The 19567-nt window shown below is 69.3% G+C and carries 12 protein-coding genes; 7 read left to right on the top strand and 5 right to left on the bottom strand.

What is annotated here, in order from left to right:
* Window positions 1-84: 84 nt before the first annotated feature.
* Window positions 85-2547 (top strand): glycoside hydrolase family 3 N-terminal domain-containing protein, encoded by a 2463-nt coding sequence (locus HEQ22_RS09065; RefSeq protein WP_432767582.1) that lies wholly within the window; start codon window positions 85-87, stop codon window positions 2545-2547.
* 52 nt (window positions 2548-2599) lie between these two features.
* The gene (locus tag HEQ22_RS09060; protein WP_432767581.1) at window positions 2600-3898 is read left to right on the top strand and encodes a sugar MFS transporter; all 1299 of its coding nucleotides are present in this window, start codon (window positions 2600-2602) and stop codon (window positions 3896-3898) included.
* Window positions 3899-3905: 7 nt separating this feature from the next.
* On the opposite strand, the gene HEQ22_RS09055 is transcribed toward HEQ22_RS09060, so the two are convergent.
* The 5 genes from HEQ22_RS09055 to HEQ22_RS09035 form a co-directional block, all read right to left on the bottom strand.
* The gene (locus HEQ22_RS09055; RefSeq protein ID WP_432767580.1) at window positions 3906-5033 is read right to left on the bottom strand and encodes a diguanylate cyclase; all 1128 of its coding nucleotides are present in this window, start codon (window positions 5031-5033) and stop codon (window positions 3906-3908) included.
* A gap of 65 nt (window positions 5034-5098) precedes the next feature.
* Window positions 5099-5605, bottom strand: coding sequence for a cyclic nucleotide-binding domain-containing protein (locus HEQ22_RS09050; protein ID WP_432767579.1), 507 nt, complete (start codon window positions 5603-5605; stop codon window positions 5099-5101).
* A gap of 1 nt (window position 5606) precedes the next feature.
* Window positions 5607-7988: an ATP-binding cassette domain-containing protein gene (locus HEQ22_RS09045; protein WP_432767578.1), complete on the bottom strand. Its 2382-nt coding sequence runs from the start codon at window positions 7986-7988 to the stop codon at window positions 5607-5609.
* Complete coding sequence (locus HEQ22_RS09040) at window positions 7985-10123, bottom strand: NHLP family bacteriocin export ABC transporter peptidase/permease/ATPase subunit (protein ID WP_432767577.1); 2139 nt, start codon at window positions 10121-10123, stop codon at window positions 7985-7987. Before HEQ22_RS09040 ends, HEQ22_RS09045 begins: the two co-directional genes overlap by 4 nt.
* A complete protein-coding gene (locus HEQ22_RS09035; RefSeq protein ID WP_432767576.1) occupies window positions 10124-11362 on the bottom strand; it encodes an NHLP bacteriocin system secretion protein in 1239 nt (412 codons plus the stop codon). It lies immediately after the preceding gene.
* Window positions 11363-11585: 223 nt separating this feature from the next.
* Here HEQ22_RS09035 and HEQ22_RS09030 point away from each other — a divergent pair, with 223 nt between their 5' ends.
* The 5 genes from HEQ22_RS09030 (at window position 11586) to HEQ22_RS09010 (ending at window position 19558) form a co-directional block, all read left to right on the top strand.
* Window positions 11586-11786 (top strand): hypothetical protein, encoded by a 201-nt coding sequence (locus HEQ22_RS09030; RefSeq protein WP_432767575.1) that lies wholly within the window; start codon window positions 11586-11588, stop codon window positions 11784-11786.
* 68 nt (window positions 11787-11854) lie between these two features.
* Window positions 11855-12049, top strand: a complete 195-nt coding sequence (locus tag HEQ22_RS09025; RefSeq protein WP_432767574.1) for a hypothetical protein — start codon at window positions 11855-11857, stop codon at window positions 12047-12049.
* A 25-nt stretch (window positions 12050-12074) separates the two neighbouring features.
* On the top strand, window positions 12075-13433 hold the full coding sequence (locus HEQ22_RS09020) for a methyltransferase regulatory domain-containing protein (protein WP_432767573.1): 1359 nt from the start codon (window positions 12075-12077) through the stop codon (window positions 13431-13433).
* A 118-nt stretch (window positions 13434-13551) separates the two neighbouring features.
* Window positions 13552-14844 (top strand): tetratricopeptide repeat protein, encoded by a 1293-nt coding sequence (locus HEQ22_RS09015; RefSeq protein WP_432767572.1) that lies wholly within the window; start codon window positions 13552-13554, stop codon window positions 14842-14844.
* 28 nt (window positions 14845-14872) lie between these two features.
* The gene (locus HEQ22_RS09010; protein ID WP_432767571.1) at window positions 14873-19558 is read left to right on the top strand and encodes a hypothetical protein; all 4686 of its coding nucleotides are present in this window, start codon (window positions 14873-14875) and stop codon (window positions 19556-19558) included.
* Window positions 19559-19567 lie beyond the last annotated feature (9 nt).

The following is a 19567-nucleotide window of genomic DNA, read 5'->3' as shown; positions in this document are numbered from 1 at the left end:
GGCTATGCGAGGAACATTGATAACGTTCACATAGTAAGTGATCCAGAAGAGATGGGAGAGTTTATGCGCCGACAGGCAATCGCCATGGCCACCGCACTGCTGCTCGCGGGCACCGCTGCCCCCGCCGCGCAAACCGAAGGCGCAAACAGCGCAGCCGTCCATCCCGAGCTGTGGCCGACCGCCAAAAGCCCCGTCACCATCTCCGACCCCGCGACCGAGACGCGCATCGACGCCATGTTGGCGCGGATGACCGTCGAACAAAAGGTCGGTCAGCTGATTCAGGCCGATATAAGCACGATCACGCCGCAGGATCTGGCCACCTATCCGCTCGGTTCGATCCTGGCCGGCGGCAACAGCGGCCCCAACGGCAACGAACGCTCGACCGCCGCCGACTGGGCGACGCTGGTCGATGACTTTCGCGCGGTGTCGCTGCGTCCGCAGGCGAACGGCGTCGCGGTCCCGATCATTTTCGGGGTCGATGCGGTCCATGGCCACAACAATATTCCCGGCGCGACGCTGTTCCCGCACAATATCGGCCTCGGCGCGGCGCGCGACCCCGAACTGGTCCAGCGCATCGGCGCGGTGACCGCCGCCGAAATCGCCGGCAGCGGCATCGAATGGACCTTCGCCCCGACCCTCGCGGTGCCGCAGGATCTGCGCTGGGGGCGGAGCTACGAAGGCTATGCCGCCGACCCCAAACTGGTCGCCGACTATGCCCGCGCGATGGTGATCGGGCTGCAGGGCGATCTTGTCGCGGGCAAGACGCTCGCCCCGGCGCATGTCGCGGCGACCGCCAAGCATTTCCTCGCCGACGGCGGGACGTTCGAGGGCAAGGACCAGGGCGACGCCAAGATCGACGAGGCGGAGCTGATCGCCCGGCACGCAATGGGCTACCCCCCGGCGATCGACGCCGGGGCGCTGACCGTCATGGCAAGCTTTTCCAGCTGGCAGGGTATCAAGCACCACGGCAACAAGGGGCTGCTGACCGACGTGCTCAAGGACCGCATGGGCTTCGCCGGCTTCGTCGTCGGCGACTGGAACGGCCATGGCCAGATTCCGGGGTGCAGCGTCACCGACTGCGCCCAGTCGATCAACGCCGGCCTCGACATGTTCATGGCGCCCGACAGCTGGAAGGGATTGTACGAAACGACTGTCAAACAGGCGCGCGACGGTACGATCCCGGCGGCGCGGCTCGACGATGCGGTGCGCCGCATCCTGCGGGTGAAATACAAGCTCGGCCTGTTCGACGAAGGTCGCGGCGGGCGGCGGAACTTCGCCGCGGTCGGCGCGCCCGAACATCTCGCCGTCGCGCGCGAAGCGGTCGCCAAGTCGCTGGTGTTGCTCAAGAACAATGGCAGCGTATTGCCGATCAAGCCGGGCGCCAAGCTGCTCGTCGCCGGGCCGGGCGCCGACAATATGGCGATGCAGTCGGGCGGCTGGACGATCAGCTGGCAGGGCACCGATGTCGTGCGGTCCGATTTTCCCAACGGCCAGACGATCTGGGAAGCGCTCGACAAAGCCAGCCGCGACGCCGGCGGCACCGCGACGCTGTCGGCCGATGGCAGCTTTGCCGACAAGCCCGACGTCGCGATCGTCGTGTTCGGCGAGCCTCCCTATGCCGAGTTTCAGGGCGACGTCCCGACCCTCGACTACCAGCCGTCGGAGGCGACCGACCTGGCGACGCTGAAGAAACTGAAAGCCGCCGGTATTCCGGTGGTGGCGCTGTTCCTGTCGGGGCGGCCGATGTTCACCAGCCCCGAAATCAACGCCGCCGATGCGTTCGTCGCCGGCTGGCTGCCGGGGTCGCAGGGCGCCGGCGTCGCCGATGTCCTCGTGGCGGGCAAGGACGGCAAGCCCGCGCGCGGCTTCACCGGCACCTTGCCCTTCGCCTGGCCCGCCGACGCGCGCTCGCCGGTCGAAAAGCCGTTGTTCGCGGTCGGCTACGGGCTGAAATATGGCGAGAGCCGTACCGCGCCGCCGCTGTCGGAGACGCTGGGCGTCGACATCGCCGAAGCGCTGAACGTCGAAAATTATTTCTCCGGCGGTCGCGCCCGCGCGCCATGGGCGCTGTCGATCACCGATGCCGGCGGTGCGCGTCCGGTCGAATCGCCGCCGGTGTCGAGCCCGGGCGGGATGCTGGCCGCGCGCTCGGTCGACGTGCGCGCGCAGGAGGACGGCAAGGCGTTCGTCTGGACCGGCCCGGCCTCGCTCAGCCTCTCGGGCCCCTATGCCGACCTGTCGCGCCAGCTCAACAACAGCTTTGCGCTGCGCATCGAATGGCGGATCGACGCGGTCGGCGCGCGGCCGGTGCAGCTCGCGCTTGGCGGCAAGGCGTTCGACATTACGGCGCTGGTGAAAGCGGCGCCGGCCGGACAGGTGTCGACGATCAAGGTGCCGCTGCGCTGTTTCGCCGATGCCGGGGCCGATCTGCGCCGCGTCGATTATGCCGCGACGATCACCGCCGACAACGGCTTTGCCGCCACGCTGCTGAATACGAATGTCGAAGCGGTCGGCACGAATTTGCCTTGCCCGCCGGCGATAAAATGACAACACCCGCAAAAGGGTTCGCCCAAGCAAAATAAGGTCGGGGAGAGTTGAGATGGCACTAGCGCCAGACGTGACTTCGAGCACGGACGCCGTCGCCGGCACGGGGCAGGGGACGCACGTCGATGCGCCCGAACTGCGCCTGTTCGTGATGGGCCTGTTCTTCATTTTCGGCGGCATCACCAGTCTCAACGACGTGTTGATCCCGAAACTGAAAGAGCTGTTCACGCTCAACTACACGCAGGCCATGCTAATCCAGTTCTGCTTCTTCACCGCCTATCTGGTGATCGGCATTCCGGGCGCGAAACTGGTCAAGAAGATCGGTTATATGCGCGGCGCGGTGGCCGGCCTGCTGACGATGCTCGTCGGCTGCCTGCTCTTCATTCCCGCGTCACAGCAGGCGGTGTATGGCCTGTTCCTGCTCGCGCTGTTCGTGCTCGCAAGCGGCGTGGTGATCGTCCAGGTCGTCGCCAATCCGCTCATCTCGCTACTCGGCAAGCCCGAAACCGCGCACAGCCGGCTGACCTTCGCGCAGGCATTCAATTCGCTCGGCACCACCATTTTCCCGATCGTCGGCGCGACGCTGATTCTCGGCAGCCTCGCCACGATGAGCGCAGACCAATTGTCGGGCGCCGAACTCGATGCCTATCGCACCGCCGAAAGCCAGGCAATCGTGCACGGTTATCTGGGCATTGCGGCGGCGCTGGCCGTCGTCGCGGCGGTGGTCTGGATGTTCCGCAACCGGCTGCGCGGCGAACGGCACGAGGCAAGCGCCGGGCTGGCCGGCTTCGACCTGCTCAAACGGCCGCGCTTCGGCTTTGGCGCGCTGTGCATCTTCCTGTATGTCGGCGCCGAAGTGTCGATCGGCTCGCTGGTCGTCAATTATCTGATGCAGCCGGGGGTAATGGCGCTGCCCGAACAGGCGGCGGGCAAACTGATCGGCCTGTACTGGGGCGGGGCGATGATCGGGCGGTTTATCGGTTCGGGCCTGATGCGCGTTGTCAGCCCCGGCAAGCTGCTCGCCTTCGTCGCGCTCGGCGCGATCACCCTGATCCTGATTTCGACCAACACCACAGGGGTCGTTTCGGGGTACAGCCTGCTCGCGATCGGGTTGATGAACTCGATCATGTTCCCGACGATCTTCAGCCTCGCGTCCGAGCGACTGGGCAGCCGGGCGGCCGACGGGTCGGGGATCATCAATGTCGCGATCTTCGGCGGCGCGGTCGTGCCGCTGGCGACCGGCGCCATCGCCGATCTGACGGGCAGCCTTGCGACCGCGTTGCTGCTCCCGGCGCTCTGCTATGGCGTGATCGCGGCCTTTGGCGTCTATGCCCGGCGCCCCGCCGCCGGCTGACCGCGCCTCAGGCCAGTTCGATGCGATTGCGGCCGGCTTCCTTGGCGCGATACAGCGCTTCGTCGGCGGCCTTCAGCGCGCCGCGCGAGTCGCCGTAGCCGAACAGGTCGGCGACCCCGCCCGAAAAGGTGATCTGGCCGAACGGCTGATCGGTCTTGCGGTTGATCAGCCGCCGGTTCGCCAGCGCCTCGCGGGCTTCGTCGAGCCGCGCTGCGGCTTCGCTTGGCGGTAGGCCGCGAAACAGCATCACGAACTCCTCGCCGCCGTGGCGCGCGACGTGGCAGTGATCGTCGGAGATATGAGCGAGCGTGTCGGCGATCAGCTTGATCACGCGGTCACCGGCTTCGTGGCCGTGGGTATCGTTGACGCGCTTGAACTCGTCGATGTCGCAAAAGGCGACGCTCAGCGGTTCGCAGGCGGCACGCGCCTCGGTGTAATGATGTTCGAGCAGCGCCTCGAAGGCGCGGCGATTGGGCAGACCGGTCAGATAGTCGATCTCGGCCTCGCGGGTGGCACGTGCAAGGCTGCGGCGCAGCGCCCTGGCTTCGTCCTCGCTGCGGCGCATGTCGTCTTCGGCCTTGCGCGTGCGTTCGAGCATCGCCTTGGCGAGCCCGGCGAGGTTGGTGACGAGCTGGCCGGTCTTTTGCACCTGCTCCAGGTCGATGACATGCTGTTCAAGCTCGGTGCCATAGTCGCGCGTCACCCCGCGCGCCGCCTTGGTGTGCGCCTGAAAGGCATCGACGTTCGATTCGAGCCGCGCCATCAGCCGCTCGAGGTCGGCCTGTTCGGGGCGAGCGGCATCCTGTTCGGCGAGTTCGTCGAGCCACTGCTGGGTGATGCCGTCGGCCGATTTCGCCCGCGCCGCAATCTGCCGCGCCAGCTGCGGGTTCGATCCCGAAAAGGCGCTGTGCGCGAGCAGCAGGTTGGCCGGCGACACGTCGAGGCCGTTGTCGATCAGGAAATAGGAGATCGTCTCAGCCAGCTCGCGCCGCGCGCCCCGCGCGAGGTCGCGCGATTCGTCCGGGCCCGGCGGTGGTGCGCCGCGCCGGGACGCTTCGCCTTCGGAGCGGTGAAGCCCCAGCCAGTGCAGGAGCCGCCCGACCGGCTCATGTGCGGATGTCGCTTTTGTGGTCATGCGACATGTAACGGGCGGCGGCGAAGAAATTTAAGGTGAACCGAGTGCGTGGCGGTTCGGGCCGGTTACCGCTCGCGTCCTTCGAGCAGCGCGATCAGGCGCACGAAGCGATCGCCCGCTTCGCTGATCGTGTCGAGCAGCCCTTCGTCGAGTTCGGCTTCGGTCCTGCCCGGCGCCGACAGGCTGCGCAGGCGATCCGACAGGAACACCGCGAGCGCGCGGTAAAAGCGCGCCGCAAAGCCGCTGTCTTCGGCAAAGGCGGCGAGGATCGCGGCGCGCGGAATGGCAAGCACCCGCGCCGCATCGCGCGCCGTGACCGTCGCCGACGGCAGCGACTTTTCGACGAAGGACATTTCGCCGACGACGTCGCCGAGCGCCAGTTCGGCGATCGGGGCGCCGCCGGGGCTGGTCACCGCCAATGTCCCGTCGGTGACGAAGAACAGCTCGCCGACCGCCTTGCCTGCGTGGATCAGCACGTCGCCGGGCGACAGCGCCCGGACGCTGCCGTGGCGCGCCAGCCAGACGATGTCGGCGTCCTCCAGATCGCCCAGGATATAGAGCGCCTTGCGCATGTCAGTCCTCCAGAAGCTGCCGGCGGGCGAGCGCGGCGAAGGCGCCGTCCCGGGCCATGAGGGTGGAAAAGTCGCCGCTTTCGACGAAGCGGCCGCGTTCGAGCACGCAGATGCGGTCGGCGTTGCGAACCGTCGACAGGCGGTGGGCGATGGTGATGCGGCTTGCGTCGAGCGCGTCGAGCGTCGCCGCGACCACCGCCTGCGTCGTATTGTCCAGCGCGCTCGTGGCCTCGTCGAAGAACAGGATGCGCGGCCGGCCGGCAAGCGCGCGCGCGATCAGGATGCGCTGACGCTGGCCGCCCGACAGCGTCCCGGCGCCCTCGGTGACCATCGTGTGCAGCCCCATCGGCATCAGGTCGAGGTCGTCGGCCAGCCCCGCCGCCCCGGCCGCCGCCTGGCATTGTTCCAGCCCGGCATCGCTCGCGCCGCGGATATTTTCCAGAATCGTGCCCGCGAACAGCTGGCTCGACTGCATCACCACCCCGATCTGGCTGCGCAGCCGCGCCGGGTCGAGGCTGGCGAGCTCCTGCCCGTCATAGGCGATCGAGCCGGTAGCCGGCGCCTCGAACCCCAGCAGCAGCCGCAGCACGGTCGATTTGCCCGATCCGGAGCCGCCGACGATCGCGACATGCTCGCCCGGTGCGACGCGCAGCGACAGGTCGGTGAGCAGCGGCGCCATCGCATTGTCGTACCCGAAGCTCAGCCCCGACACCTGGATGTCGCCGGTCAGCCGGCCGGGGTCGGCACGGCCGCCCGCCGCCTCGACCTCGGCGGTCAGGATCGGGCGCGCCCGTTCGGCGAGCGGGCGCGCGGTGTAGATGGCGAGCAGCGCGTCGCAGAGCCCCGAAAAACTGCCCTGGAAGATCGCGAAGGCGGCGAGGAAGCCGATGAACTGTCCCGGCGGCACCGCCTCCGCCGCGAGCAGGGCGGCGGTCGCGAACAGCGCCAGCAAGCTGATGATTCCCCACGCATCGGCAAAGGCGCCGAAATGGACGCCGATCCGCTGGCCGCGCAGGTCGGCGGCGCGTTCGAGCGCATAGGCGCGGCGCCACCGCGCGAGCATCCGCTCCTCGGCGGCGGCCGAGCGCAATTTGGGCAGCCCCTCCAATATCTCGAAGGTGAGTCCCGCAAGCTTGCCGTCGAGTTCCGCCGCCTCGCGCAGCGGTGCCGCCTGTGCGACGCGGCTGATCGCGACCGCAGCGACATAGACGAGGGTGACTCCCAGCCCCGCGAGCGCCATCCGCGGTTCGTAGGCAAAGAGCAGTATGAGGTAGAAGAGCGAGAAAAAGGCGGTCAGACCGGCGCTGAGCAGGATCGAAGTCACCAGCCCGCGGATGCTTTCGAGCGCCTCGATCCGCTGGTTGAAATCGCCGGGCGACAGCGTCTTGAAAAAACGCGCCGGCAGGCGCAGCACGCGGTCGGTGATCCCCGCCGCCATCGCGACCTGTCCGCGGCCGGTTACTCGGGATACGGCGTGCGTGCGGACCACCGTGAAGGCGGTGCCGACGATCGCGGCGAGGGCGAGGGCGATGCCGATGCCGATCAGCAGGCCGCCGGCGCCGCCGGGGACAATCTCGTCGAAGATCCACGCGCTCGCCAGCGGGACGATCAGCCCGAGCAGCGCGGCGCCGAGCCCGGCGCCGGCGATCAGCGGCAGTTCGCGCTTGATGCCGCCGGCGACGCTGGCCGCCATGCCGCGAAAGGTCGACACGTCGCCGGCCAGCGGCGCGTAGATGCGCCAGCACAGCGGCCGCACCGCGCCGGGATCGAGCGCCGCGCCGGCGGCGTCGCGATAGCCGCCGCGTTGCCACAGCGCCGCGGCGACATCGCCGCCCTCCCGCTCGACGAGCAGCGGACCGCCGTCGTCGCGCCACCAGCCGGGGGCGAGGATCGTGCGCCCGGCGCGCAGCCCGGCGAGGCGCGCGAGCGCCGGGGCGTGCTGGAAATCCATGCGGGCGCCGCGAAACACCTCGGGCTCGACCGGATGGCCGACCGCCGCGCCGAGCGCCGCGAGCGCCGTCGCCAGCGGGTGGTCGCCTGCCGCCGCGGGGCCGCCGACGCCCAGCCGTTCGATCAGCGCCGCGTCGCGCGTCGCGGCGTCGGCGGCGAAAGCGGCATCGAGCGCGGCGCCGGGGTCGCCGTCGGAGAACGTCCCCGCGGGGAGCGGCGCGAGTTCGCAATCGTCGAGCGCGACGATCGCAAAGTGCCGCGGCCCCGCGGGCAGCGGCGCCACCTGTCCCTCCGCGGCGACGAGTTCGACGAAGCGGCGCCGCTCGGCGCTGACCAGATAAAGCTCGATCCGCCCGCGCGTCACGCGCCAGCCGGGGCCGCCGTGGGGCAGGGCGAACAGCGCGCCGGCGGGTAGGGCGATCGGCGCGCTCATGCCTCGACCAGCCGCGCGTAATGACCGCCGCTCGCCATCAGCGTGCCATGGTCTCCGGCTTCGACGACGCACCCCTGTTCGAGGACGAAGATGCGGTCGCAGTCGCGGATCGCCGACAACCGGTGCGCGATGACGATGCAGCCGATGCCGCGGCGGCGGATCGCCTCCATCACGCCATGTTCGGTGACCGGGTCGAGCGCGCTCGTCGCTTCGTCGAGGATGATCAGGCTGGGATCGCTGGCCAGCGCGCGGGCGATTTCGATGCGCTGGCGCTCGCCGCCCGAAAAATTGCCGCCGCCTTGGGCGATCTGCGCGTCGTAGCCGCCGGGGCGCGCGGCGATGACGTCGTGGATCATCGCGTCGCGCGCGGCGCGGATCAGATCGGGTTCGGGCAGATTGTCGTCCCACAGGGTCAGATTGTCGCGCACCGACCCCTCGAACAGCATCACCTCCTGCCGCACATAGGCGAGGCGGTGTGCGAGCAGCGCGCGCGGCCAGTCGAGCAACGGCCGGCCGTCGAGCAGCACCGCGCCGCCGCGCGGCTGTTCGAGCCCGGCGAGCAGCTTGCCGACGGTCGACTTGCCCGATCCCGACGGGCCGACGAGGGCGATGCGCTCACCGGGGCGCAGGTCGAAGCTGAGCCCGTCGATCAGCGGCGGGTCGAGCGGCGCGTAACCGAAGCAGAGGTCGCGCACCTGCACCGCGCCCTGCGGCACGCGCCCGTCGGGGGCGGGGTCGGCGCGGTCGAAGCGCGGGTCGCTAGGCTGGGCGAGCACATCGTCGAGGCGGCCGGTGTAGGAGCGGATCTGGTGCATTTCCGCCCCGAACCCCGCGAGCGCCGCGACCGGCGCCACGAAACTCGCCGCCAGCGTCTGATAGCTGACGAGTTCGCCGAGCGTCATCGACCCGCCCATCACCGCAAAGCCGCCCCAGACGAGGATCGTCACGGTGATCAGCCCGCCGATCAGCGCTGGCATCGGCTGCACCCACGCGGCGAGCCGCGCGACCTGTTGCTGGCCGTTCTGGACCGCGACCGCGAGCCCGGTCCAGCGCGCGAACAGCATGTCTTCGCCCCCCGATGCCTTGAAGGTCTCCATGTCCTTCAGCCCCGCGACGCGCGCGCCGGCAAGCTTGCCGCGGTCGATCGAAATCTTGCGATAGCGATCAGACAGCAGCCGGTTCGACAGCAGCAACACCGCGGCGTTGAGCAAGGCGAGCGCCAGCACCGCGAGCGTCAGCGCCCAATGGTAGAAGAGCAGCACGATGAGGAAGAACAGCGCGCTGACCAGATTGACCGCCGCCTGCGCGAGCTGGCCGGTGAGCAGGGTCGCGAGCCCTTCGTTCAGCCGCACCCGGTCGGCGATCTCGCCCGCGAAGCGCTGGTCGAAAAAGGCGACGGGCAGGGTGAGCAGCTTGCGCATCAGCGCCCCGCCGGTGCGCAGGCTCATCGCGGTGCGCGCGCCGAGCAGCGCGCGCTCCTGCAATTCGAGCAGCACGAAACGCACCGCGGCGGTGAGCGCCATGCCGATCAGCAGCGGAGCCAGCCAGTCGGACAGGCCGCGCACGAGGACATAATCGACGAAGATGCGGCTGAACACCGGCAGCACCACCCCCGGCACGACGAGCGCGAGCGCGGTCAGGAAGACGAACCACAGCGCGGTGCGGACGCCGTCGAAACGGCTGCGCAGCGATTCGATCAGGCCGGGGCGATTGTCGCCGGGGACGAAGCCGGCGCCGGGCGCAAAGGTCAGCACGACGCCGGTGAAGCCGTCGGAAAATTCGGCGATCGTCTCGCGTCGCCGCCCCGATGCGGGATCGTTGAGCCAGACATGCTGCGTGTCGATGCGCTCGACGACGAGGAAATGGTTGAAGTTGACGAAGGCGATCAGCGGCAGCGTCAGGTCGGCGATATGCTCGGGCTCGGCCTTCAGCCCCTTGGCCTCCATCCCCAGCGCGCGCGCGGCGCGGAGCAGGCTCGACGCCTTCGACCCGTCGCGCGAGACGCCGCACAGGGCGCGCAATTCGTCGAGCCCCATATGCAGCCCATAGGTGGCGAGGATCATCGCCAGCGAGGCGGCGCCGCACTCGGCCGCCTCGAGCTGGAGGACCGTCGGCGTGGTGCGCCGCCGTGCCACCTATTCGCTCGCCCCCGGCACCAGCAGGCCGATGATGCGCCGGTTGGCGACGACGACCCGCCCATCGACGATCGACCCCGCGCCGATCGCGCCGGGCGGGCCTTTCGATGCCGACCAGGCAAAGCCGCTGGGGTTGGCGGGGTCGCGGTGGAGCAGCACGCGCACCTCGACCGGGGCGCCGCCGGCGGTAAGCTCAGCCACCAGCTGGTCGTTGCGCAGGACGCGGCGCATCCCCTCGGGCGTCGCGGGCAGCGGCGCGACCGAGGCGACGCGGCCGCGGATATGGCCATAGACCGCACGCTCGACCGCGGTCGGGGTGACTTCGGCGGTCATCCCGGCGGCGATGCGCTTGCCCTCGGCGGCGGGGACATAGAGCAAGGCGACGAGCCCGCCCTGGTTGGGCGCGATCGTCGCGAGCGCGGTGCCGGGCGCGATGATGTCGCCGGTGCCCAGCTTAACCTCGGTAACGCGCCCCGCGACGGTCGCGCGGATCACCTCTTCGTCGCCGAGCCGCGCCTCGAGCCGCCGGATCAGCCGCTGCTGCGCGTCGACCTCGCGCCGTTCGTCGAGCAAGGCCAGCCCGCTCGTGCCGGCACGCGCGTTGGCATCGATGCGGACGCGCAGCGCCGTTTCGCCCAGCGTCGACAATTGTTCGCGCACCGCCGCCAGTTCGATCTGGACATCGACGAGCTGGTCCTGGGTGATGAAGCCGCGATCGATCAGCCTTTCCATCCGCGCGGCGCGCTGCTCCAGATAAGCGGCGCGGCTGGTCAGCGCGCGGCGGCTTTCGGCGATCGTCGCCAGCCGGGCGCGGTCGGCGCCGCGCTCGCGCCCGCCCTGTTCGCCGTAAAAGCCCTGCAGACGCGCAAGCCGTACCTCTGCATCGCGCAGGTCGGTGCGCGCGTCGGCGAGTTCGCGGGTCAGTTCGGTGCGCGCGATCGCCGCGATCGGCTGGCCGATGCGCACCGCGTCGCCGGGAATGACGAGCAGGCTCTGGATTCGCCCGTCCTGCGCGGCGACGATTTCGGCCAGTCCGGCGCGGTTGATCAGGATGCCGCTCGCGGCGACGGTCACCGGGGCGCGGGTGACGACCGCCCAGACCAGCGCTGCGGCCAGCGCGACGGCGAAGGCGCCGAGCAACAGCCACGAGGGCCGCGATACCAGCGTCAGCGGTGCGTCGAGCCGCTCCGGATTCGCCATGCGATCCAGCGCTGTCTGGCGATAGATGGTCTCGCTCATCCGCGTACAACCCCCGTTGGTGTCCGCGCCCCATTCTTATGTTCTGGTGCGCCACATGACCCGATTTTGGCTCTTGTGGCAAGCGGATCGCCGCGGCTGTGACCGGGCGCACTGCGCGGCGCCGCACCTGTGCTATGATCCGGGCTGTCAGGAAGATGATACTTCCGAGTCGGGCCGCACATTGTCAGCCGGCTGCTCCGCGCAGCCAGAGAGGAGAATTGCGATGACCAAGAAAACGGACTCCGTCACCCCGGCGGGTGCGGTCGAGCTCAACGAAGATGCGCTCGACACGGCATCGGGCGGCATTTTGATCGGGCTCAACCAGGCGTATAAGCTCGACGCCAAGGGGTTGAAGCTCGACGCCGCGAAGATCAAGTTCGACGGCGCGACCGCGCCGATCGTCGATACCACCTACAAATTCTGATCGCGCTATCGCGGCCGCGCGTGCCCGACGATCGGGCGCCCGCGTGCCGCGCTGCAAGGAGACATGCCATGACCAAGAAAACCGACAAAATCACCGACGCGGGTGCCGTGGAACTGAGCGAAGATGCGCTCGACCAGGCGTCGGGCGGTGCCGCCTATATCAAGTTCGATGGCGTCGATGGCGAGACCGTTGCCAAACCGCACTTCAAGATCGAGATCGAAGGGTTGAAGGCAACCGCGCCGAGCCGCGATCATAAATTCTGACGTCCGTCCGGGTTGCGGTGGGCGCATGATCGACGTTGCTGCCGCTGTCGAAGGATGCGCGGTCGATCGCGGTCTCGACGGCTATGTCGCCGACTCGCTCTACCCCAGCAATTTCCATGCGGCGTTCGCGCCGCCGAACATCGACGCGATGCTGGCGCAGGCCGGCATCGCGTCGCCGCGCGGGCCCGCCCGGCGCAGGCCGTTCACGATGGTCGACATCGGTTGCGGCGACGGCGTCGGCCTGATCCTGAACGCCGCGGCGCATCCCGAAGGCCATTTCATCGGCATCGACGGCAACCCCGATCATATCGCGCACGGCCGCGCGGTCGCCGCGCGGGTCGGCCTGTCCAATATCGACCTTGCCAGCCATTATTTCGCAGATGCGCGCGCCGCATTGCCGGCGGGGATAGCCGATTATGTCCAGTGCCAGGGCGTGCTGGCGTGGGTCGGCGAGGCCAATCGCGGCCATGTTCTCGCGCTCTCGGCGCAGCTGCTGAAACCGGGCGGCGTGCTGGCGGTCGGTTACAACTGCCTGCCCGGCTGGACGCCGATCCTGGCCTTTCAGCAGATGCTGCGTGCGCTGGCGGCGGGCATCGACGGCACGCCGGGCGAGCGGTTCGAAGGCGGACTGGCGGCGCTGCGTGAAACCGGACTGTTCGACGCCGGGCATTGGGAATGGATCGACGGGCTGCGCGACCATCTGCCCGCCGATTATTTCGCGCACGAATATCTCAACGCCAACTGGACGCCCTTGTGGTCGGGCGCGGTGCTCGATGCCGCCGCGGCATATGGCCTCGTGCCCGCCGGACAGGCGCGGCCCGGTCGGCTGCGCCCCGACTTTGCCTTCAAGGCGGCGTGGCGGAAGACGCTGGCCGCGATCGCCAGCCCCGCGGCGCGCGAATGCGCCGCCGACCTGCTCACCGGCACCTGGTTCCGCACCGATCTTTTTCTGAAAGGCGCCGGGCGCGCCCTCGCGCCAGCGGAGCGTGACCGCGCGCGGCTGGCGGGGTGGTGGGCGGCGACACAGCCGGCGGACGCAGTGCATTTCGAGGCACGGACGAGCGCCGGGACGATCCGCTTCGACAATGATGCGGCGCGCGCAATCGTGCGGGCGCTGGCAGGCGGGCCGCAGCCGCTCGGCGCCATCGAGGGGATCGGTAGCGCCGATCTGTTCAACGCGATCGACGCATTGTTCATGGCGGGCGCGGTCGTGCCGGTCGATCCGCCCGCCGATGTGCCGCTGGCCGCCGCGACCCATGCGGCGCTGCTTGCGATGGGGGCGGGCGCGGTCAACGGCTGCGTCGGGCGTCACGGGGTCGCCCGGATTGCGCGCGGCGCGCTGGCCGACCTCGACGCCGAAAATCGCGGCCGGCTGGGCATTTAGCGCCTGGCTTCGCGCCGCCTGTCAGCCTTTGTCATCATTCGTACGAACTTCGTCACCGGACAAGCGCCGGGCCGCAGCCCTAGACCATGGCCGACGCAACGACCGACGGATGGGGGCCATGGCGAAACGATTTTTGATCTGCACTGCACCGGTGATGCTCGCCGTGCTGGCGCCTTGGGCCAGCGCCGCGGCGCAGGCGCCGACGCCCGCGGCGGCCGAGGCCGCCTATGACGCTCTGGCGGCCGAGGTCGGCACGCGCGCCGGCGATCCCGATTTCGACTATCGGCTCGGCATCGCGGCGCTCGACGCGGGGCGCTATGGCGAGGCGGTGATCGCCTTTCAGCGCGTGCTCGCACTGCAGCCCGACAATGCGCCGGCGCGCGCCGAACTCGCCCGCGCCTATGCGCTCGCCGGCGATATCGACACCGCGCGGCAGGAGTTCGCGACGGTCGTCGACGATCCCAGCCTGCCCGATCCGGTGCGCCAGCGCTTCACCGGCTTCGTACGCCAGTTCGATCGGCAGATCGCCGGCGGCGGCTCCGACGTGTCGGGGTTTGTCGATGCGCGCGCGGGCTATGACGACAATATCAACGCGGCGACCGACCTGAACACCATCGTCATCCCGCTGTTCAGCTTCCTCGGCCCCGGCACGCTCGGCCCCGGCGCGGTGGCGCAGGGCGACGAATTCTACGAGATTCAGGGCGGCGTGTCGGCGGTGACCGCGGTCGGGCGGCAGGACCGGCTGTTCGCGAGCGTGCTCGGCAACTGGCGCGACAATGTCGACAGCCGCCGCTTCGACCAGGCGGCGCTGACCGGCACCGCGGGTTATGCGCACAGCTTTGCGAACCAGGATGTCGTGTCGCTGTCGGGGCAGGTGCAGAAATTCTGGCTCGGCCACGACGGCTATCGCACCGCTTATGGCGTTATCGGCCAATATACCAAGCCGCTCGCCGGCGGCCGCGCGCTGACCCTGTCAGCGCAGTGGAATCGGCTCGATTACGACGGCGCGCCGGTCCGCGATGCCGACCGCTTTTCTCTGGGTGTCGGCTATGTCACGCGGACGATTGCGGCGGGACTGACGGGCGGCAAGGAAGAGGCGCGGCGCGCCGCGGGCGACGCCGAATCCAACTGGTTCGTCGGTGCCAACATCGGCGGCGAATTTCCCGTCGCCAGCCGGGTGGCGCTGGTCGCCGGCGCGGCGTTCGACCTGCGCCGCTACGACCAGGCCGACGCGCTGTTCCTCGTCAAGCGCGACGACGAGCGGCTCGATCTGACCGCGGGCGTCAAGGTTGCGCTGACCGACCGGTTGTTCGTCCAGCCGCGCGCCACCTGGTCGCGCAACTGGAGCAACATCGCCCTTTATGACTATCAGCGCTGGACCGCCTCGCTCGGCCTGCGCTTCGAATTTTGATCCGGACCGCTTTCGGGAGAGACGCACCATGACCCACCATCACCAGCTTCGCCGCGCGACCGCGCTGCTCGTCACCGCCTCCAGCCTGTCGCTGGGCGCGCCCGCGCTGGCGGGCGACATCCTGTTTTCGTCCAAGGGCGAAAAGACCTTCGAACTCGGCGCGCGGGTCAACCAGGTCGAGGGGCTGAAACAGGTCCGGCTGGCCGATGGCGCGATCGTGTCGGTGCTGAACGCCGCCGACTATCGCATCAACGCCGACGGTTCGGTCGATCTCTACGCGGGCAGCGTCACCGTCGCGAGCGGCAGCGGGACCACGACCGTGCGGATGCCGGGCGGGATCGAGGGACGGGTCGGGGGCCGCGCCGCGGCCGCGACCTTCAGCGTCGGCGCCGACGGCAAGGGCCGCGGCCATGTCCTGACCGGTGCCGCGAGCATCGGCCCGGCCGGCGAGCAGCGGCGCTTCGCGGCGGGCGAGATGTTCGCCTTTGCGCCGGGCGAACGCGCCGAGCAGGTCGTCTCGAGCGGGGTGCAGGCGACGCCGGCGGCCGAGGCGGCACAGGTCGCCGACATGGGCGAGGGCGGCCCGGTCGCGGCGGCCGAAAATGGCCTGCCGGTGACCCTCGGCGCCGCGCTCGCGGCGGCGGGTGCGTCGAGCGACATATTGGCGGCGGCGGGGCGGATCGATGCCGCGGTCGCGCATCCCGCGGTCGACAGCTTCCCTAGCGGCGACCTTGCGCTGCTCGTCGCGGGTGCGGCGGGGCTGGAGGGCGCCTATGGCGGCACGCCGTTTCCGGGCGCGCAGGCCGACATCATCCGCACCTATCTGAACTATCTTGCCGCAGGTAATTCGGGCGCCGATTTCCTGACCGCCTATGCCGGCTTTCTCGGCCAGTATCTCGACCTCGTCCGCTCGGGTGCCGCGCCATCGAGCTTTGCGGGTGCGAGCGTCGCCGACGTCAATGCTTTCCTGGCCTTTGCCGGGCGCACCGACCGGCTGGGGGCGCTCGGCGCCAGCGACCGCGTCCTCGCCGATGCCTATCTCGCTTTCCTCGCCGGCGGCGGCGATCCCGACCGGTTCGCGGGCGGGTTCACCGACCTGACCGCCGCCTATTTCGCCTTCATCCGCGCCGGCGGCGATCCCGCCGATTTCAGCCAGGCCAGCGCGGCGACGATCGACGCCTATATCCGCTTCCTCGCCGCCAGCGGCCTCGCGGGGCAGCTCGCCGCCGCCGATCGCGCGTTGCTGCTCGCCTATCTCGGCAACGGCGGGATCGCCTTCGCGGGCGAATATCGCGCGCAGCTCGACGCCTATTTCGCCTTCCTCGCCAGCGGCCGGCTGCCAAGCAGCTACACAGCGCTCGATGCCGCGACGCTGCGCGCCTATCTCGAAACGCTCGCCGATGCCGGGCTGCTCGGCACCGTCACGGGCGACCGCGCGCAATTCTTTGCCGATTATCTCGCCTTCCTGCGCGGCGGCGGGTCGCCCGACGCCTTTGCCGGGCTGCCGGCAAACGTCTTTGCCGGCTATGCGGCAGAGCTCGACGCCTATTTCGCCTTTCTGGAAGCGGGCAATCTGCCCTCGGACTATCAGGGCGCCGACGTCGCCGAGCTTCAGGTGTTCATCGTGCAACTGCAGGCGGCGGGCGCGCTCGACCGCTTCCTCGGCGCGCGCAGCGAATTTTTCGCCGCCTACCTCGCCTTCGTGCAGGGCGGCGGCAATGCCAACGGCTTTGCGCGACTCAACGCCAACATCTTCGCCGGTTATGCGCAGGCGCTGTCGGCCTATTACGCCTATCTGGCCGAGGGCGGGGTGCCGTCGGCCTATGGCGCGCTGACGCAGGAGACGATCGCGACCTATCTCGCGGCGCTGCAGGCGGCGGGCGCGAGCAATGCGTTCCTCGCCGATCTTGCCGACTTCTACAGCGGCTATTTCGCCTTCCTCGCCGGGGGCGGCAATCCCGACAATTTCGCCGGGCTGCCGGTCCCACCCGACTTCCCCGCCTTTGCCGCGGCGCTCAACGCCTATGCCGCTTTCCTCGCGGGCGGCGGACTGCCCGCCGATTATGACGCCGAACAGCTGGCGACGCTGCAAACCTATCTCGCCAGCCTGGCGAGTTCGGGACAGCTCGACAGCCTGCTCGGCGCCAACGCCGGGCTGCTCAACGCCTATTTCGCGCATCTCGCGGCGGGCGGTTCGCCCAATGGTTTCAGCGGGCTGCCGGTCTACGCCGATTATGTGTCGGCGTTGAATGCCTATTACGCCTTCCTCGCCGGCGGCGGTCTTCCCGCCGATTACACGGCGCTCACCCCGGCGCAGATCACCGCCTATCTCGCGGCGCTCGACGGCGCCGGCGGCTTCGCGCGCTTTGCCGGTCTCGACGCCTTTTTCGTCCAATATTATGCCTTCGTCGCCGGCGGCGGCAATCCGGCGAATTTCGTCGGGCTGCCCGCCTATGCCGACTATGTCGCGGCGCTCAACGCCTATTACGCCTATCTGGCGAACGGCGGCCTGCCGGCGGGATACACCGCGCTGACGCAGGACCAGATCGCGGCCTATCTCGCCGCGCTCGACGGCGCCGGCGGCTTTGCGGCCTATACCAACCTCAACGGCTTTTTCGTGCAATATTATGCCTTTATCGCCGGCGGCGGCGATCCGCTCGAATATGCCGCGCTGCCGGTCTATGCAGATTATCTGGCGGCGGTAGAGGCCTATTACGCCTTCCTGCTCGGCGGCGGGGTCCCGTCGGACTATACCGCGCTGACCCAGGCGCAGATCGAGACCTATCTGGCGCTGCTCACCGGTGCCGGGGTGCTCGAGGCCGAGCTTTCGGGTCCGATGCTCGCCTTCCTGACCGACTATCTGGCGTATCTGGAAACCGGCGGCGATCCCGACCAGTTCGCCGGCTTGCCGGGACCAAGCACCGATCCCGCAAACCCCCAATATGCCGGCGGCTTTCCGAGCGGCGCCACCGGCGCGCGCGCCTATGCAGTGAACGCGGGCGTGTCCTATCAGGCCTCGGGGTCGCCGCAGCTCGACGCCAACGGCGTGCTGACCGACGCCGGCGACCTCGCGATCGGCACCGCGACTGCGGTCGACGTGGCCGGCGACGCAGCGGTCGTCGTCGGCCGCTATGTCGACGGCGCGGCGCGGTTCCGCGGCGGCAATGTCAATGTCGGGCCGAACGGCGGAGTACCCTGGGTGGTGACCGCGCCGCTGGCGACGCCGCTGCCGGTCAGCGGCACGATCGATTACGAGATTCTCGCCGCGACGCGCCCGGTCTTTTCTTCGGGTCGCGGCGGCCCCGGCACATTCGACGCGAACCTGACGATCGGTTTCAGCCCGTCGAGCCTGCGTTACGGCTTCGACGGCACGATCGTCATGCCCGAGGCGACCGGCGATGTGCGCTATGATTTCGCGTCGGAGGGGCGCGCGAGCGGCGCGCTCGTCGACACCTTCACGATCAACCCGACCTTCAACATGAACGGCGCGATGACGGGCACTGGCGACGCGTGCCGCAGCAACGGCTGCGTGATCCTCTTCTACGGCGGCTTCGCGGGGTCAGAAGACCGGCTCGGCATGACCTACCAGACCGTCGATAGCCCCAATTTCCAGACCGCCGAGCGTATTCAGGGCGCGGTGGCCTTTGCCGCGGCCGGGGCCGGCGGCGACGGCGGAACCGGTGGGACCGGAGGCGGCCCCGCCGCGACCGACGGCATTGCCGCGGCGGGGGCGCCGGGCAATTATTTCCTCTACGCCGGCGCCGGCGGCAGCGGCAGCGCGACGGCCGCGACGATGACGGTGACCGGCGGCCGGCTCGAAGAGGCGACCAGCTCGCGCGACAGCATCACTTATACGACCAACACGAACAGCAGCGTCGAAGGCGATGGCGACGCCGGAGTTCTCGGCTGGTCGCGGCACGGCAACGTGTCGGTCGATTACCGCTCCTCGACCGGCCAATCCTTCCGCGCGCTGCCGTTTGCGGGCCAGTTTTGGCATTCGATCTGGGGAACGCCGGTCGTCGATGCGCCGGTCAGCGGTCTCGTCAATTACGAGCTGATCGGCACAACCAGTCCGACGCAGACCAATGCGCAGGCGGGAACGGGCAGTTTCACGGGCAGTTTCGCGGTTGATTTTGCGACGCTGATGGCTGGGATCGACGCCGACGTGGCGTTCAACGGCGAGACTTACAGCTTTGCGAGCACTGGCGGCGTTGCCGCGCCGTCGATGGCCATCCGCGACGACGGGCTGGGCGCGCGGCGCTTCTCGGAAAATCTCGAAACCTTCACCGCAGACGGGAATCGGGTCAGTCGCGGCACGTTTTTGCAGGGTTTCCTTGCGGGGCAGGGCGCCTCGCACGCCGGGATCAGCTATTCGATCCGCACTGCGTCGAGCAATGCGATCCAAGGCACCGCGGCTTTCCGCGCCCAGCCGTCCACCGGCACCAACCCCTATGCGCGAGCTCCCACGACATCGGCCCCGATCGCATCGGCGGCGCTGCCGCCGGCTGCATTTCCTGTGCCAGCCCCCGTAGCGGGCAGGCCAGGCATCGACTGGGCCCGCTGGGGGTCGCCGACCGGAAGCGGGGCGACTGTCGCGCCGGAACTCGCCGGACCCGCTGTTGCGCCGGCGAGCCGCGGGACCGAGTGGACCGGCCAGCGCGAACGCGCCGAAAGGATACTTGGCGGCCTGATTACCTTCGCGCCGCAGCGCTGACAGCGTCCC

Source organism: Sphingopyxis sp. (assembly GCF_050916055.1).
Taxonomy (GTDB): Bacteria; Pseudomonadota; Alphaproteobacteria; order Sphingomonadales; family Sphingomonadaceae; genus Sphingopyxis.
The sequence above is the reverse complement of the archived record's forward strand: the minus strand, read 5'-3'. Positions and strand labels throughout refer to the sequence as shown.

Excerpts from the sequence above, each read along its gene's own strand:
- HEQ22_RS09065 (WP_432767582.1), top strand. The coding sequence starts at position 85 with ATGGCCACCGCACTGCTGCTCGCGGGCACCGCTGCCCCCGCCGCGCAA.
- HEQ22_RS09060 (WP_432767581.1), top strand. The coding sequence starts at position 2,600 with ATGGCACTAGCGCCAGACGTGACTTCGAGCACGGACGCCGTCGCCGGC.
- HEQ22_RS09055 (WP_432767580.1), bottom strand. The coding sequence starts at position 5,033 with ATGACCACAAAAGCGACATCCGCACATGAGCCGGTCGGGCGGCTCCTG.
- HEQ22_RS09050 (WP_432767579.1), bottom strand. The coding sequence starts at position 5,605 with ATGCGCAAGGCGCTCTATATCCTGGGCGATCTGGAGGACGCCGACATC.
- HEQ22_RS09045 (WP_432767578.1), bottom strand. The coding sequence starts at position 7,988 with ATGAGCGCGCCGATCGCCCTACCCGCCGGCGCGCTGTTCGCCCTGCCC.
- HEQ22_RS09035 (WP_432767576.1), bottom strand. The coding sequence starts at position 11,362 with ATGAGCGAGACCATCTATCGCCAGACAGCGCTGGATCGCATGGCGAAT.
- HEQ22_RS09030 (WP_432767575.1), top strand. The coding sequence starts at position 11,586 with ATGACCAAGAAAACGGACTCCGTCACCCCGGCGGGTGCGGTCGAGCTC.
- HEQ22_RS09025 (WP_432767574.1), top strand. The coding sequence starts at position 11,855 with ATGACCAAGAAAACCGACAAAATCACCGACGCGGGTGCCGTGGAACTG.
- HEQ22_RS09020 (WP_432767573.1), top strand. The coding sequence starts at position 12,075 with ATGATCGACGTTGCTGCCGCTGTCGAAGGATGCGCGGTCGATCGCGGT.
- HEQ22_RS09015 (WP_432767572.1), top strand. The coding sequence starts at position 13,552 with ATGGCGAAACGATTTTTGATCTGCACTGCACCGGTGATGCTCGCCGTG.
- HEQ22_RS09010 (WP_432767571.1), top strand. The coding sequence starts at position 14,873 with ATGACCCACCATCACCAGCTTCGCCGCGCGACCGCGCTGCTCGTCACC.